This window comes from Mediterraneibacter massiliensis (assembly GCF_001487105.1).
Taxonomy (GTDB): domain Bacteria; phylum Bacillota; class Clostridia; order Lachnospirales; family Lachnospiraceae; genus Mediterraneibacter; species Mediterraneibacter massiliensis.
This window is the reverse complement of record NZ_LN913000.1, coordinates 478354-493752: the sequence shown is the minus strand read 5'-3', so window position 1 is coordinate 493752 and position 15399 is coordinate 478354. Positions and strand designations below refer to the sequence as shown.

The 15399-nt window shown below is 42.6% G+C and carries 17 protein-coding genes; 3 read left to right on the top strand and 14 right to left on the bottom strand.

From position 1 onward, the window contains the following. Positions 1-12: 12 nt before the first annotated feature. From BN3282_RS03120 to BN3282_RS03060, 13 genes are all read right to left on the bottom strand, one after another. The gene (locus tag BN3282_RS03120) at positions 13-1332 is read right to left on the bottom strand and encodes a YhfT family protein (protein ID WP_082667444.1); all 1320 of its coding nucleotides are present in this window, start codon (positions 1330-1332) and stop codon (positions 13-15) included. Between the two features lie 226 nt (positions 1333-1558). Next, a complete protein-coding gene (gene yhfZ / locus BN3282_RS03115) occupies positions 1559-2491 on the bottom strand; it encodes a GntR family transcriptional regulator YhfZ (protein ID WP_059066658.1) in 933 nt (310 codons plus the stop codon). 271 nt (positions 2492-2762) lie between these two features. Next, positions 2763-3653 (bottom strand): Cof-type HAD-IIB family hydrolase, encoded by an 891-nt coding sequence (locus tag BN3282_RS03110; protein ID WP_059066657.1) that lies wholly within the window; start codon positions 3651-3653, stop codon positions 2763-2765. Continuing rightward, positions 3631-4398 (bottom strand): copper homeostasis protein CutC, encoded by a 768-nt coding sequence (locus BN3282_RS03105; RefSeq protein ID WP_059066656.1) that lies wholly within the window; start codon positions 4396-4398, stop codon positions 3631-3633. The genes BN3282_RS03110 and BN3282_RS03105 overlap by 23 nt, the downstream gene beginning before the upstream one ends. A gap of 33 nt (positions 4399-4431) precedes the next feature. Continuing rightward, entirely contained in the window at positions 4432-5163 is a 732-nt protein-coding gene (nagB, locus tag BN3282_RS03100) for a glucosamine-6-phosphate deaminase (protein WP_059066655.1), read from the bottom strand. Between the two features lie 225 nt (positions 5164-5388). Beyond that, entirely contained in the window at positions 5389-6126 is a 738-nt protein-coding gene (gene truA / locus BN3282_RS03095; RefSeq protein WP_059066654.1) for a tRNA pseudouridine(38-40) synthase TruA, read from the bottom strand. A 24-nt stretch (positions 6127-6150) separates the two neighbouring features. Next, a complete protein-coding gene (locus BN3282_RS03090; protein WP_059066653.1) occupies positions 6151-6975 on the bottom strand; it encodes an energy-coupling factor transporter transmembrane component T family protein in 825 nt (274 codons plus the stop codon). Beyond that, positions 6972-7829, bottom strand: coding sequence for an energy-coupling factor transporter ATPase (locus BN3282_RS03085; protein WP_059066652.1), 858 nt, complete (start codon positions 7827-7829; stop codon positions 6972-6974). Before BN3282_RS03085 ends, BN3282_RS03090 begins: the two co-directional genes overlap by 4 nt. Next, positions 7814-8665, bottom strand: a complete 852-nt coding sequence (locus BN3282_RS03080) for an energy-coupling factor transporter ATPase (protein WP_059066651.1) — start codon at positions 8663-8665, stop codon at positions 7814-7816. Before BN3282_RS03080 ends, BN3282_RS03085 begins: the two co-directional genes overlap by 16 nt. Continuing rightward, entirely contained in the window at positions 8631-9581 is a 951-nt protein-coding gene (locus BN3282_RS03075; protein WP_059066650.1) for a DMT family transporter, read from the bottom strand. Before BN3282_RS03075 ends, BN3282_RS03080 begins: the two co-directional genes overlap by 35 nt. A 19-nt stretch (positions 9582-9600) precedes the next feature. Then, entirely contained in the window at positions 9601-10119 is a 519-nt protein-coding gene (locus tag BN3282_RS03070) for a peptidylprolyl isomerase (RefSeq protein ID WP_059066649.1), read from the bottom strand. A gap of 61 nt (positions 10120-10180) precedes the next feature. After that, complete coding sequence (locus tag BN3282_RS03065; RefSeq protein ID WP_330382134.1) at positions 10181-10816, bottom strand: hypothetical protein; 636 nt, start codon at positions 10814-10816, stop codon at positions 10181-10183. A 12-nt stretch (positions 10817-10828) separates the two neighbouring features. Then, entirely contained in the window at positions 10829-11728 is a 900-nt protein-coding gene (locus BN3282_RS03060) for a DMT family transporter (RefSeq protein WP_059066647.1), read from the bottom strand. A 267-nt stretch (positions 11729-11995) separates the two neighbouring features. Here BN3282_RS03060 and BN3282_RS03055 point away from each other — a divergent pair, with 267 nt between their 5' ends. The 3 genes from BN3282_RS03055 to BN3282_RS03045 all read left to right on the top strand — a co-directional run bounded on the left by BN3282_RS03055 (position 11996) and on the right by BN3282_RS03045 (position 14670). Further along, a complete protein-coding gene (locus BN3282_RS03055; protein ID WP_059066646.1) occupies positions 11996-13108 on the top strand; it encodes an ABC transporter ATP-binding protein in 1113 nt (370 codons plus the stop codon). A gap of 132 nt (positions 13109-13240) precedes the next feature. Further along, positions 13241-14167, top strand: coding sequence for a PucR family transcriptional regulator (locus BN3282_RS03050; protein ID WP_242866580.1), 927 nt, complete (start codon positions 13241-13243; stop codon positions 14165-14167). A 2-nt stretch (positions 14168-14169) separates the two neighbouring features. Then, entirely contained in the window at positions 14170-14670 is a 501-nt protein-coding gene (locus BN3282_RS03045) for a DUF6106 family protein (protein WP_059066644.1), read from the top strand. Positions 14671-14962: 292 nt separating this feature from the next. Here BN3282_RS03045 and BN3282_RS03040 read toward each other — a convergent pair whose 3' ends face one another. Then, complete coding sequence (locus BN3282_RS03040) at positions 14963-15370, bottom strand: MarR family winged helix-turn-helix transcriptional regulator (RefSeq protein WP_205408512.1); 408 nt, start codon at positions 15368-15370, stop codon at positions 14963-14965. Between the last annotated feature and the right edge of the window lie 29 nt (positions 15371-15399).

The window sequence follows — 15399 nt, the reverse complement described above, 5'->3', positions numbered from 1 at the left end:
CTCCTCCATTTACTATGCAATTGACAGTCCCAGAATCTTGATAATATTTGCCAGTATTCCCATACCTATCGTAACTACAGGTCCTACCGCCATTGGTACCAGGAATGGTTTTTTTGCACATTTGTTGATCATCCAGACAATCATAACGATCATAGAACCTATATAGGACATGCCCACTTCATTCATGATCATACCCGATGCTGTAAAACCTCCTACAAGAAGCGCCAATTCGAGGATCTGTGACATAGCGTTTCGGATATGGTCTCCCAATTCTCTAAGGGCAGGAAAACGATCTAATAAGCTTCCGATGCTTCCCAAGAAGAATGTTTCCAATGTGATCACAGCTGCTCCAAATGCAAACGCAAGAACACATGTCATAGTTGTGGAAAGTCCAAATGAGCCGCACAACATACCGACAGCAACAGAAAAATAAGAACCTGCCGGAGAAAACACACCTGTTACGATCGCTGTCGTATAAACCAGCGGAATATATCCAATAGCCCGTACACAGGCAACCATTGCGGCCTGCGCAAATTCATTCTGCATCTGCAGCGGACCGGAAATAACATCTGTCGTCAAAATACACTGGGATGCAGCCATCGATAATAGTCCGCCCATCAGCGCAAACCAATACCAGCTCTTTTTGATCCTTTCCACATTCACAGAAAATATATTCGTCAGATCAGCGCCGATCGCTTCCTGCTTTGTACGTACAGCAAAAATGATCATTGTGATTGTTCCTGCAAGCATTGCCATCCCGTCCGCATTTAAAGATAATGTAAAATCTCCAAAATGAAATACGCCGAAATTCTTAACTAAAATATAGACCACTAACGTAATAAGTGCTGTGATCCCGCCTTTTTTTACCCCATGTTGGAATGCTACTGCCAAAGAAGGGAAAATAGCAAAGGTCGCTACAACAATATCTGCTACATTTCCAAGATAAGGCAGAAAATCTACCGGCATCATAGAAAACAAATCTGCGATCGTAGACATAAAAGCTACGACGATAATGCCCCATGCCGCTCCGACAACAGCGGATATAACAGTTCCAACCGGTGTATCCGGACACCAAGTCCCTATGATATCCCCCATCAATAAAAAAGTGTGGATAATAATGATTCCCATTGCTATGGAATTTGTAAACCCAAAACCTACGATCAGACCAAAACTTACAGCAAAAGAAGTCGCTGCCAGAGACTTTCTGTCCATATTTCCATTAAAATATTCTGTGTATACCGGTCTGAAACCATCATTATACACCGCCACGTTTCGATTTGCCAAAATCGAAGAAACTGCACCGATCCCTGCTGCCAACACATAATTTATCATCTTTTTTCCTCCTTCATATTCTCATATTCATTTTCTCTGCGGACTCTTAATACCTCCTTTCTCTTCCGCAGACGTTTTCTCAAAATACAAAATATTGTATTTTGAGAAAACAAAAAATAGTATCTTCCCATTTTCAAATACCTTATTTCTCATTGTACATTTTTTTGTATATTTGTAAAATAAACGCCTTCCAACTATCTAACTTCTTTCTCTTACGGACGATCCATCAGCAAATAGATCTCCTTTTTCCTCTGCGGACTTCATCTTGTATTTTCAATGTCTCTTTTACACTGATATTTTTCTCTAATATCTGCTGTAAATAACGACTGTTCTTCTTCACGACCAAAACAGCCGCAGAAAAAGACTCCTCATATTCTTCTTTCTGCAAAAACACCACTTTCAGATTATCCAGATAATGATTTTCCAGAATATCATCATAATTCCATACGCCTGCATCAATTACTCCGTCCTGCAGCGCATTCACCGTCTGTTGGGTACGGATATTGATCAATTCCACTTTTCTTTTTCCTACAACACTTTTTGTGATCTGACTCTGATCTAAAGATTCTTTGTCATACGCCACTCGCATACCGTCCTCAAGCCCGTCTTTTTCTGTATCTTTCAGTAAAAGCACATGCCGTGACAAGAAACTGCCTGCCCCAAAATTCAATGCGATCTCGATATTTCTCCCGTTTTCTATCTCATGCTGTGCTGAATACTGCGAACACACCGCAAACTGATATGTTCCGGATTCTACCAATTCCATACGCCCTCTTGCGCCGCGGGCATATGCCATATTAAAGCGAAAATTCTTCAGCTGCTCATACAGGGCCGTAGCAAAACCTTCATAGGCAGAAGAATATGGAAACGGCATGATCCCCATAAGACCTCTTACCAAAGAACATTCCTGCAGTTTTATATAATCGATATGTTCAATATATGTACCCAGATGCCCTCGTGAAACCAACTGTATGGCATGTACGTCTTTCAGATAATTCAATGCATTTTGTATTGTTCCCCTAGAAACACCCAGTTCTTCCTGATACTGCGTAATAGACGCAATACGTTCTCCTTCATTCTTAGAGAGGAAACTAAGTGCCAGACTGTTAATCGTAACTCCGATTTTCTGATACAACACATTGTTTTTATCTGTTTCCATATATGTTATCCTTCTATTGTTCAAAATTTTGTATATTTGAATTATACTGCATCTTATTTTCTTTGTCAATCTATTATTTTTGCTGAAAATTATTTCATTCGTTCAAATAAGATTAGTCCCCTATGCGCATACAGATACGTATGCTCTGCTTCCGGAATAATCAAATTTTCTCTAAAGCATCAAAAAAATTTATCGAAAAACTCCGATTCATTTCTTTAGGAATATTCACAGAAGCAGCTGGATATAAAAATCACAAGCAACACGGCGCCATTCACCCTTTTACCCGAAGTTCTTCCAGTTTTCCTTCCAATAGTTTTTCAATGGCAATTGCCGCTCCGTCTTCCTCATTGGAAGGCGCACGGTAGGCCGCTGTCTTTTTTAATATATCTGCGGCGTTTTCCATAGCCACACAGGCACCAAATTCCATAGAGAGCATGGAATAATCGTTTAAACTGTCTCCCATGACCATAACTTCATCCATGCTGTATCCCAGACTTTCTACGTACCATTTCAATACAGGCCCTTTCTGTGCCTTTATACTGGTAATCTCCACATTATCCAGAGAGGAAGCGGCAGAAGCGATTCCCGGTATTTTTTCTACTTCTTTTTTTATCTTCCTAATGATCTCTAAATTAGTAGAAAACAAAAAAATTTTATAAATGATACACTCTGAATTTAAAATAGCTTCTTTATCCGAGAGGACATTCGTATTTTTTTTGTATTCCTGAAACAAAGGATCCTTTAAGATTTCTTCTTTTGTCCCATTTAAGTGAAACGTCTGCACCTGCGCCACAAGAAAGTCCTCTACTTCCTCCGGCGTGCCGATGACACCGTCCAGTTCGTCTGTAAATACATACGCCGCTATCCCGGCCTTTTCAGAAATTTCCAGGATCTTTCCTGCCGCCTCCTTTTCCATGGAGATCGTTCGGATGATATTCCCTGCTGCATCCCGTACTTCCGATCCACTCGTCACGATCTGGCTGCAGCGGATCCCTGCCGGCTCTAAGGCTAGCTTTGCCTCCTCGTATCCTCTTCCCGTGGCGGCCACGAAAAGAATACCTTCCTCCTGGGCACGTTTTACAGCCCGGATCGTCCTCTCTGCTATTTTATGTTCTTCATTTAAAAGCGTCCCGTCTAAATCAGACGCAATTACCTTGATCATCTGCACACTCCTCTAATATTTTTGACGCATTTTTGATGTTTTTTGCCTCTGTCTGCCAGACTTCATATTCGCTAAAACCCGGCAGTCCCATATTTACGCCCTCTCTTCTGTATAACATAGTGCTGTCTTTCGCGATCTTGCCGGACATGTGGTAAGCACTCACTTTCGTATAGGAAATCAGCTTTACAAGTATGTCTGATGTAATCCCTGCTCCTGCTAAGATCTCTATACGCCCGGCACTTTTTTCTGCCAAGGCTTTCAAAAGATCACGCCCCTCCCATGCAGAATTTCTCTGTCCACTCGTAAGAATGGTTTTCATCCCCAAAGATATCGCCTGTTCTAACGCTTCAAAAGGATCCCGGCACATATCAAAGGCCCTGTGCAGTGTAAAATCCGTTCCTTCTGCCATGTCCAGCAGTTCCTGCATCTGTTCGATATTCAGCGTGCCGTTAGGACGTACTATCCCTGTTACGATCGCATCAGCTCCTAATTCCCGGTACATCTGGGCTTCCTCTTTCATCTGCGCAAACTCATATGAGTCATAACAAAAATCTCCAAATCTTGGACGAAGCAATACACGGATCTCTAAATCCGTGTATTGCTTCACCTGTTGAAATAACGCTTTACCCGGTGATGTGCCTCCTATGATAAGATTGCTGCACAGCTCGATCCGGTCAGCCCCTCCTTCCTGGGCTTCCAACGCTGACCTTACGCTGTCCACACATACTTCCAGCGTATACTTCATTATTGTATTCCTTTCTTTAGTTTCCAGCGAGTATTACCGCGGTATCTTGGATAAAGCGGCTTTATCACAAACTAAAATAGCGTCTTTATGCAGCTGCAAGATAGATGCCGGTACCTGCGGTGTAATCTCTCCAAAAAAGGCCTTTGCCACAATGTCTGCTTTGGCTTCTCCATTTGCAACTAAAAGTACTTTCCTGGCCGACATGATCGTCCCAATCCCCATTGTATATGCCTGTCTCGGCACATCATCCGCGCAAGCAAAGAAACGCTTATTTGCTTCGATCGTACTTTCTGTCAGGTCTACACAATGTGTCTGCTTCTCGAAAACAGCAGACGGTTCATTAAACCCAATATGCCCATTATGTCCCAGACCAAGCAGCTGCAGATCGATCCCGCCCAGAGACCGGATCAGTTCTTCATATCTTGCACACTCCTTAGCGGAATCTGCTTCCATTCCATTGGGAACATTTGTATTTTCTTCCATGATATTTACACGGTCAAACAAATTTTTATGCATAAAATAATAGTAACTTTGATCATTTGCATGATCCAATCCCTTATACTCATCTAGATTTACTGTCTTTACCTTGGAAAAATCTACATCGTTGCTTTCATACAATTCTGTCAGTCTGTCATATGTGCCGATCGGCGTGGAACCTGTCGCCAATCCCAATACACAATCCGGCTTTAAAACAACCTGTGCAGCTATAATATTTGCGGCGATCCGGCTCATTTCCTGGTAGTCGTTTGCTTCATAAATCTTCATTTTTTCTTCCTCCTTCTGCTTTCCGATTGTCGGAAAGGCATTTCTACAGAGAACAAAGCGGGCAAGCCCGCTTTCCCTTTCCCATAGAATAAAAACCAGATCTCCTGAATATAAAGAACCTGCTTTATTTCTTGAAAATCTGGTCTGCCTCCATTCATCCTGTTTTCGTTTCTCGAATTAATCTCATACTATCAAGTACCTGCTCTATTGTCAATCCTTCTCTTATTACTTATACAAAATTTCTTTTAAAATAAGTCCCTGAGGAGGCGCTGTGACGCCTGCCGCCTGCCTATCCTGGGCTTTTAAAATATCCCGCACCTTTTCCGGCGTATAGAAACCTCTTCCGACACGCAAGAGCGTCCCAACAATGATACGGACCATATTATAGAGGAAACCATTTCCTCGGATCCGGATGATCCACTCGCACTCCTTTTGTTCGACGGTCAATTCATAAATCGTCCGTACTGTATTTTCCACATTTGTCCGCACATTGCAGAAACTGGCAAAATCATGTTCTCCTATCAGATAAGATGCTGCTTGTCTCATCTTATCCAGATCCAGTCTATAAGAAACAAAATATGTGGTACGTCTTCTTGTAGGATCTGGCGTCTGGGCATTCCAGATATGATATTCGTATATTTTTTCACAGTCACAATACCTCGGATGCCAGTCTTTTGGAACCTCTTCGGATCTTACGATCACAATATCTTCCGGCATCTTCTGGTTGACAGCATAGGCGATCCGTTCCGGCGGAATACTTGTATCTGTATCAAATACCGCCACATTTCCCAGCGCATGGACTCCTGAATCTGTCCGACTGGCACCGATCACACGGATATCTTCTTTGAGAACCTTTGACAGCTTCCGGTTGAGGACTTCTTCTATCGTAAGTCCATTCGGCTGTATCTGCCAGCCGCAGTAATTCGTACCGTCGTATGCAACGATCAGCTTAATTCTCTTCATCTTTTTTCTTCTCCAGCTTTTCTTTTAAAATATCCAGACTGAAAAATCTATCAACCGCCCCACATAAAAGACCACAGCCAGATATAAGACAACAAACACATACGCTGCTCTGTCTCTTCTCTGATATACAAGCGGCTTCATCTTTGTTCTTCCGTCACCGCCATGATAACAGCGTGCTTCCATTGCCATAGCCAGGTCACCTGCGCGCCGGAATGCGGATACGAATAAAGGAACCAGAACCGGCACCATAGCTTTTGCTCTCTGCAAAATATTTCCACTCTCCAGGTCTGCTCCTCTGGCAATCTGCGCTTTCATGATCTTGTCTGTCTCTTCCAAAAGAATCGGAATAAAACGGAGTGCAATAGACATCATCATAGCCACTTCATGTACCGGAACCCGGATCTTGTTCAACGGATGCAAAACCCTTTCAATTCCATCCGTCAATGCATTTGGCGTTGTCGTAAATGTCATAAGAGACGATCCTATGACCAGATACATCAAACGGACTGCCATAAATACTGAGATTCTAAGTCCCTTTTCTGTAATCCTGAAGATCCAGAAAGAAACCAGCACCTCGCCTCCTTTATTCAAAAACAGATTCATTAAAACAGTAAATAGCAATAAAATAACGACAGGCTTCAAACCTTTGACGATAAACTTAAATGGTACCCGGCTCAAATAGATCACAAAACCCAGAAAAACGGTAGCTGTCACATATCCCAGAAAACTATTCTGCACAAACAGCGACACCAAAAACAAAAGTGTACATACGATCTTTGTTCTTGGGTCCAGGCGATGTATCACGCTCTTTGCCGGATAATATTGTCCTATCGTAATATCCCTGATCATAGTCTCTCCTTTTTCAGACTGTTTAGAATCTCCTGTGCCGCTTCTTCCACCGTAGTCACGTCTGTACGCACCGGTAAGCCATGTTTCTTCAGATCATGCATGATATACGTCACCTGCGGAGCTGACAGTCCCACTTCTTCCAGTTCTTGATAATGTGCAAATACTTCTTTCGGGGCGCCGTCCAGCATCTTCTCTCCCTGGTTCATGACAAGGATACGCTCTACATATCTGGCAATATCCTCCATACTATGGGAAACCAGTATAACGGTTATCCCTGTCTTTTTGTGAAGCGCCTCTATCTGGTCCAAGATCTCGTCCCGTCCTCGGGGATCCAGCCCTGCTGTGGGCTCATCCAGTACAAGCACTTTCGGATGCATGGCGAGTACGCCGGCAATCGCCGTACGGCGCTTTTGTCCGCCGGATAATTCAAAAGGAGATCTGTCATAATATTTTTCAGGAAGTCCAACCAGTTCCAGCGCCTCAACTGCTCTTTCCTTACACTGCGCGGCAGAAAGTCCCTGATTCTTAGGTCCGAAGCAGACGTCGCTTAATACGTCCGTCTCAAACAACTGATGTTCCGGATATTGAAATACCAACCCCACCTGGCTGCGCAATGTTTTCAGGTCATACCCTTCCTCATAAATATTCTTTCCCTCATAATACAACTTACCGGAAGTCGCTTTCATAAGCCCGTTGAAATGTTGGATCAGCGTAGATTTTCCGGAGCCTGTATGTCCAATGATACCGACAAACTGTCCCTGTGGTATCTCCAGGCTGATATGCTTCAAAGCATGCTGCTCATAAGCTGTGCCCGGACTATATACATAACTGATATCTTCTAATTTAATTGACATAATGCTTTCACCAGCTCTTCCCTTTTTAATATCCCTCTAGGCAGTGTAAGCCCGCTTTTTCGAAGTTCCTCTGCCAGCATCGTCACTTGAGGCACATCCATCCTATATTGTTTCAGTTTCTCCACCTGGCTGAATACCTCTCTGGGAGTTCCATGCATCACGATATGCCCGCTGTCCATCACAAACACTTCATCTGCATCTATGACTTCTTCCATATAGTGGGTGATCAAGATGACCGTCACCTGTTTTTCTTTTCTGAGCTTTTCTACTGTGCGTATCACTTCTTTGCGCCCATTAGGATCCAACATAGCGGTCGGTTCGTCCAGTACGATACACTTTGGCTCCATTGCGACCACACCAGCGATCGCTACCCGCTGTTTCTGTCCACCAGAAAGTTTATTTGGAGAATGTGTCCGATATTGGATCATTCCGACAGATTTTAAACTTTCTTCTACCCGCCTCCAGATTTCCTCTGTAGGTACGCCTAAATTTTCCGGTCCAAACCCTACATCCTCCTCTACTACCGTACCAATGATCTGGTTATCCGGATTTTGAAATACCATGCCTGCACTCTGTCGTATATTCCACAGTTCTTCTGCATCTTTTGTATCTTTTCCATCTACCCACATAGTGCCGCCTGTAGGTACAAGGATTGCATTCATATGCTTAGCGAGGGTAGACTTTCCGGAACCATTATGCCCTAAGATCGCGACAAAAGAGCCCGGCCTGATCTGCATGTCAATGCCGTCGATTGCTTTGTTTGTCCCTGTTATATTTCCATTTTCATCTCGTTTTTCATATTCATACGTAAGTTTCTCTGTCTCTACCATTTCCATCTGTCTTTGCCTCCATGTCCCTATATGTGATCCAGATTCCCAGACTGACAAGCACCAGTGCCAGAATATTCTGGAAAGATATGATCTGCTCGCCAAGAAACAACGCCGAAAGTACTACGCCAAAGATCGGGATCGTAAAGCCATATATGGCTACCTTACCTACCGGGTTATATTTCAAAAGAAGCGTCCATATACTAAATGCCCCCGTGGAAAGCAATGCCATATACACAAGCAGACACAGGCTCTTAAGATCGCCTCCGCCAACTTTTCCGCCTAACGCAAAACCTATGAGTATCAAGAGAAAACCACCCAGCAATGTCTGATATGCCGTGATCGTCATTGCACTCTCCCTGTCTGAGATCATCTTCAAAAGTACTGTACTGACCCCGTATGCCAGACTGCACAGCAGTACCATGCCTTCACCCATTATATGGAAGCCTCCGGCAAGAGCTCCCGGCGCCAGATTGATCACAACCACACCCATCAAACCAAACAGACAGCCTAGGGATTTTGTCCAGGTCATTTTTTCATTTTTTATAAGAAAATGTGCCACTATAATAGAAAAAAAGGCGTTCGAACCGTTTATAATAGAGCCCTTTGTCCCTGTCGTATGCGCAAGTCCTATATAAAAACACACGTACTGTATCGTCGTCTGTACGATACCCTGCCGTAAAATGCAGGGAAAAGATGTTCTTTTCATTGTAAGCACTCTCTTTTCCAGCACACAGCCAAGAAGAAACGTGAACACCCCGGACAGGAAGAAACGATATCCAGCAAAGAGGATCTGACTTCCTACTCCTTCTATCGCAAACCATTCATATCCTATCTTAATACAAGGAAAAGCACTCCCCCACAGAGCACAGCACAAAAGCGCCAGCAGGCATACACCTGCCGGCTGTGTCAGCTTTTTTTTCATTGCATCCTCCCGGAAAAGATTACGCTTTCTGCGGCTCTTCGTATTCCTCGCCGAAAGTTTCCACGGTGACTTTTTTCATTCGCTGTGTCTCCAGCGGTTTATCACTATAATCCGTAGCTGTATCTGCAATTTTATTTACTACATCCATGCCTTCCGTAATCTTGCCGAACGCCGCATACGCTCCATCTAAATGGGGAGACTTCTTGTGCATGATAAAAAACTGTGAGCCTGCAGAGTCTGGATGCATCGCCCGCGCCATAGACAAAACGCCTTCCTCATGGAGCAGGTCATTCGCAAAACCATTCTGAGAAAACTCTCCCTTGATCGTATATCCTGGGCCTCCCATACCTGTTCCGTCAGGACAACCACCCTGGATCATAAAACCGCTGATCACACGATGAAAAATAAGTCCGTCATAAAAGCCTTTATTAACCAAAGAAACAAAGTTCTTTACTGTATTCGGCGCGATCTCCGGATACAGCTCTGCTTTCATGATATCTCCGTTTTCCATTTCAAATGTCACAATTGGATTTGCCATAATTTTCCCTCTTTTCTACTTTTCTATACTGCACATATTGTAACGAATTTCCTTCTTCCCGTCAATAAAATCTATGCACACTGCCTTGTTTGTAAAATCTGATCATTCCGCCTTTTTCTTCCATCTGGGTATTCCACAGCTCTTTTAAGGGCAGCACGCTTTTCTGTCCATATGTAGCTGCAACGATCCATATTCCATCCTGTCTTATTTCATATCCGAAACATAAAAACCAATGCCATTGAAAATCTTGGAATTTCTTATTTTTGTGGCGTAAAAGCAGATAAGGGATCGGATATCCTGCATCGATCTGCTGTTTTACTAATCTCTCTGCTTCTGAATAAGTATGTTCTCCGTGAAACGCTTCCATATAAAGCTCGTTCACCCCTACATCTGCAAGATATTTTCTATATCCATCTATAAACATGGATAATTCCTTTACGCCCCCGACTCTCGGCTTTAAGTACGGCTTCATTTTCATCCCGAACCGCACATACTCTTCTCTTGTCAGAGCCTGTACAGCAAAAGGACAAATCTCTGTACAGCCGCCGTGAAGCGCAAAATAAATACTGCTGTCACAGGCAGTCACCGCCGCACACCCGCCCATATTCATGACTACGTTGCTAAACCATGCCTGACTTCCTCCGACTGCTCCATCGATTGTAAAATATTTCAGTACTTTTTCCATTTTCTTTATCACGCCTCTTGTTTCTTATCCTTGCGATTTACAGGATTCTGTATTTTGTCTCCCAAAGTCCTCCCGCACCGATCTTATACTGGAATAAAATACAACCCCGAGTATAATACTCCCCCCGATCAGCTCCCGTATCGACGGTGTTTCTTTTAAGAGGAAAAACGCCGCCGCAATACTATAGACAGACTCCATACCCGATACGATCCCGGCAGTCTGCACTTTCACATACCGAAGGCTTTCTATATATAAAGTATGCGCCACTGCCGTAAATACCATTCCCAGTGTGAGGAGGATCAGGAAATCACTTCCCTGCGCTCTTTGCGGACTGAAAAACAACACCGGAAGTAAAAGGATACTGGCTGTCGCCTGCTCATAAAAGGCAGTCAGCGTACTGGAATACTGCTCCATAAATTTCCGGTTCATCAAAGATAATACCGCATAGCTGAGACTCCCCGCCATCCCCCATAGAATACCCTGCGTCATAAAATTCCCCATTTCAAACCGGGGCACGATAAAGATGACGCCGACCAGCATCACCGCCGCTGATATGATCTGCTGCATTTTCAGCTTTTCTTTAAACAAGGCAGGTTCCAGAAATGTCACAAAAAGCGGAAATGTCGAAAAGGTCAATGTTCCTATGGCTACCGTGGAGGTCTGGATCGACTGCATGAACGTGGTCCAGTGTATGACAAGCACAGCGCCTGCCGCCATCAGCAGCAGATAATCCTTTCGGCGCGCCAGCCGCGTCTTTTCTTTTCGCAGCTTTAAGAAAAACAGCAGACACAACGAGGAAAATACCACCCGCCAAAATACGATCACTGCTGACGGAAGGTCTAACCACTTCGCGAAAAGTCCCGAAAGACTCATCAAGAACACCGATGTATGCAAAACGGCTAAGCCTTGCTTTTCTCCTTTCATTTATCTCACCCTCCTGTATTTTACATATTCCCTGTAAAAAGAATACCATAGAAGAAAGGGATATGTAAACAAGGATAAAACGTATTGAACACCTGTATTTCTTCTGAAAATGTCTTTATATTTTGTCTATATAAAAATAACTTCCTGGTCGATATGTACATTTTTTTTGTTTTTTTTTAGTTACTGATGACATTGTCCATTTAGACATCCGGGATTATACTGATTACAGAAAATAACGAAAAGCAAATTTCCAAGGAGGCTATACAAATGGCAAGTTTATCATTAAAAGGAATTCAAAAAATTTATCCGAATGGATTCCATGCAGTAAAAGATTTCAATCTCGATATTGAAGATAAAGAATTTATCATCTTTGTAGGACCATCAGGATGTGGTAAATCTACAACTCTTCGTATGATCGCAGGCCTGGAAGATATCTCCGGCGGTACTCTTGAGATCGACGGAAAGGTCATGAACGATGTAGAGCCAAAAGACCGTGATATCGCGATGGTATTCCAGAACTACGCTCTGTATCCTCACATGACTGTATATGACAACATGGCTTTCGGTCTGAAGCTTCGTAAAGTACCTAAGGCTGAAATTGATAAAAAGGTCAAAGAAGCAGCTCGTATCCTTGATCTGGAAAAACTTCTTGACCGTAAACCAAAAGCTCTCTCCGGCGGACAGAGACAGCGTGTTGCCATGGGACGTGCGATTGTTCGTAATCCAAAAGTATTCCTTATGGACGAACCACTTTCCAACCTGGATGCAAAATTAAGAGTGCAGATGCGTATCGAGATTTCCAAGCTGCATGAAAACCTGGGCGCAACGATCATCTACGTAACACATGACCAGACCGAGGCTATGACACTTGGTACAAGAATCGTTGTTATGAAAGACGGTGTCGTACAGCAGGTAGATACACCGCAGAACCTGTACAATACACCTTGCAATTTATTTGTTGCAGGATTTATCGGTTCTCCGCAGATGAACTTCTTAGACGCTGTTGTAGGCGTAAAAGGAAATGACGTTACTCTGACTATCGGAGAACATGTATTGAAAGTTCCAGCTTCTAAGAAACAAGCTCTGATCGACGGCGGTTACGACGGAAAGACAGTTGTTCTTGGTATCCGTCCGGAAGATGTACATGATTCTGAGGCATTTATCAGCAACTCTCCTGAAAGTGTCATCAAATCTACGATCAAAGTGTACGAACTTCTTGGTGCAGAAGTTTACTTGTATTTCGATGTAGAAGGTACACAGATGACTGCTCGTGTAAATCCACGTACAACTTTAAGAACTGGAGACAAAGCTGTGTTTGCTCTGGATATGGAAAAGATTCATCTTTTTGACAAAGAAACTGAATTGACGATTACAAACTAATGCATTACAATGAAGAATAGCAGCTTAGCGAACGCGAAGAAGCTATTCCGTGCAGATACATACTGCACAGATGATGACCTAAAATACTAAAAGGCTGCACTTCATGTGCGGCCTTTTTTATAAAAACATTGTATGGAAGAGGTATTTATGGAACAGACACCTGCATTAAAGAAGGCACTGGGCGAGTTAAAAAGGATTACCGGTATTTCCTTAGATATGCACCCTGCTTCCAATGAGGAGATGGAAGCAGCAGTCAGACAGATTCACTGTCTGACCACTGCTTATAAAGAGAAGTATAATAAAACAGATTTTTTATACAGCCTCTTAAGCGGGAACATCCAGACATGCGAGCTTAAGGAACGCGCGTCTCGTCTGCATATTCAGTCGGAACAATTGCGGATTTTATTTCTTTTAGAAACGAAAACCGCCTATGATGATACTGTACTGGAGATTTTAAAAAATATATTTCCTGCACAGGCAAAGACCTATCTGATCCCCGTAAACGCGCAAAGAATCGCTGTTTTAAAACCGGCAGCCCCAACAGAAGGCAGTCCGGATGATTGTACCAAAAGCGCGCGGATGATTGTAGATACATTGAATACAGAAGCGCTGATCCATGTGCAGGTGTCTTTTAGTTCTCTTCTTCATTCTCTGGCAGACTTGCCGGGCGCTTATGAAGAAACCAGTCTTGCCCTCAAAGTCGGGAAACTCTTTTTCTCAGAACAAACTGTGTTTCCCTATAACAAATTGGGCATAGGCCGTCTGATCTATCAGCTTCCGGTACCGTTATGTGAAAACTTCTTGAAAGAACTTTTTGGGGAAGAACTTCCTCACACATTTGAAGAAGATACAGTTGTCACGATCAATAAGTTTTTCCAAAATAATCTGAATATAGCAGAAACGTCCAGACAGCTGCATATGCACAGGAATACGCTTATATATCGATTGGAACAGGTAGAAAAACGAACAGGTCTGGATATTAGAAGATTTGAAGATGCAATGACATTTAAGATCGCCATGATGGTCATGAACTATTTACAGACAGAAAGGAACCTTTAATTATGAATGATGCTATGTATGAACAAATTGTTGCCCGGAAACCCAGACCCTATGATTTGCTTGTCAGGATCCTGATCGTACTCCTGATCGTCGCGATCATTTTCTTTGGCATGCCTTTGATCGGTATGCTCGCTTTACTCCCGGCACTCGTGGTAGGATTTCTTGCTTACTATATCATCTTTCCACGCCTGAATGTGGAATATGAGTATTCTATTTTAAACCATGATATACAGATCGATGCCATTTATAGCAAAGCCAAAAGAAAAGCAAAACTGGGATTTGACATCCAGCAGGCAGAGATCATCGCTCCTGCAAAATCTCCGCGCTTGCAGTCCTACCATGCGGAAAAGACATATGACTTTACCTCAGGTGAGGCGGCTGCCAAAGTATACGCGATCATGATTTCCCTGGAGCAGAAAAATTCCTGTGTTTTGATCGAACCGGATGACAAGATGCTCGATCACATGAAACAATGGATGGGTATGAAATTATATCAAGATTAAAAATCATATATTGAAAAAACTTAAGTTTTGCCTATTCCCCCTGCCTCTCAAAATCGAGAGGACAGGGGGGGGGCTTTGTTCTATATAAGTTTCACTGTACAACGTCCATAAACTGTACAAAATGATGTTATCAATCAAAAATTTTTATTAATTCAACGTAATTTTTTACAGCTTTTATATGAAGTATTTCCAAAAAAGTTGCTCAAAACACTATTCATTAAGCTTGAAACATAGGTGTTCCAAAAAAACGGTATAGCCACGAACGACTATACCGTAATTTTTAGATTCCTTTCTATTTTTTATTCCAATTTGTAGCAGCTGCCACCATTTTATCAAGAATTTCTAAAAATGTTTTTTGATCTTTTTCAGAAATACCTGCCAAACAAACATCTCTGAACTCTTGTGCTATATCTGTTAATTTAGCGTTTATCAAGCGACCTTTATCAGTTAATACAAGTATTTTCTTTCTTTTATCATTGACATCCCCTTGTCTTAATATTAATCCTTCTCTTTCTAGTCGATCAAGTATGCCCGTAATAGTCGGCTCTTTTGCACCCATTAGATCAGCTAACAGCTTCTGAGTAAGATTACCTTCTCGATTTATATAATACATGGCAATCCATTGTGATTTTGTAACACCATGCCTTATAAGTCTGTTATTTAATGAATCTGATAAAGTTTTAGATGCAACATTTGTCACAAACGCTACACAGCAATCCAAATCAAACA

Excerpts from the sequence above, each read along its gene's own strand:
- BN3282_RS03120 (WP_082667444.1), bottom strand. The coding sequence starts at position 1,332 with ATGATAAATTATGTGTTGGCAGCAGGGATCGGTGCAGTTTCTTCGATT.
- yhfZ (WP_059066658.1), bottom strand. The coding sequence starts at position 2,491 with ATGGAAACAGATAAAAACAATGTGTTGTATCAGAAAATCGGAGTTACG.
- BN3282_RS03110 (WP_059066657.1), bottom strand. The coding sequence starts at position 3,653 with ATGATCAAGGTAATTGCGTCTGATTTAGACGGGACGCTTTTAAATGAA.
- BN3282_RS03105 (WP_059066656.1), bottom strand. The coding sequence starts at position 4,398 with ATGAAGTATACGCTGGAAGTATGTGTGGACAGCGTAAGGTCAGCGTTG.
- nagB (WP_059066655.1), bottom strand. The coding sequence starts at position 5,163 with ATGAAGATTTATGAAGCAAACGACTACCAGGAAATGAGCCGGATCGCC.
- truA (WP_059066654.1), bottom strand. The coding sequence starts at position 6,126 with ATGAAGAGAATTAAGCTGATCGTTGCATACGACGGTACGAATTACTGC.
- BN3282_RS03090 (WP_059066653.1), bottom strand. The coding sequence starts at position 6,975 with ATGATCAGGGATATTACGATAGGACAATATTATCCGGCAAAGAGCGTG.
- BN3282_RS03085 (WP_059066652.1), bottom strand. The coding sequence starts at position 7,829 with ATGTCAATTAAATTAGAAGATATCAGTTATGTATATAGTCCGGGCACA.
- BN3282_RS03080 (WP_059066651.1), bottom strand. The coding sequence starts at position 8,665 with ATGGAAATGGTAGAGACAGAGAAACTTACGTATGAATATGAAAAACGA.
- BN3282_RS03075 (WP_059066650.1), bottom strand. The coding sequence starts at position 9,581 with ATGAAAAAAAAGCTGACACAGCCGGCAGGTGTATGCCTGCTGGCGCTT.
- BN3282_RS03070 (WP_059066649.1), bottom strand. The coding sequence starts at position 10,119 with ATGGCAAATCCAATTGTGACATTTGAAATGGAAAACGGAGATATCATG.
- BN3282_RS03060 (WP_059066647.1), bottom strand. The coding sequence starts at position 11,728 with ATGAAAGGAGAAAAGCAAGGCTTAGCCGTTTTGCATACATCGGTGTTC.
- BN3282_RS03055 (WP_059066646.1), top strand. The coding sequence starts at position 11,996 with ATGGCAAGTTTATCATTAAAAGGAATTCAAAAAATTTATCCGAATGGA.
- BN3282_RS03050 (WP_242866580.1), top strand. The coding sequence starts at position 13,241 with ATGGAAGAGGTATTTATGGAACAGACACCTGCATTAAAGAAGGCACTG.
- BN3282_RS03045 (WP_059066644.1), top strand. The coding sequence starts at position 14,170 with ATGAATGATGCTATGTATGAACAAATTGTTGCCCGGAAACCCAGACCC.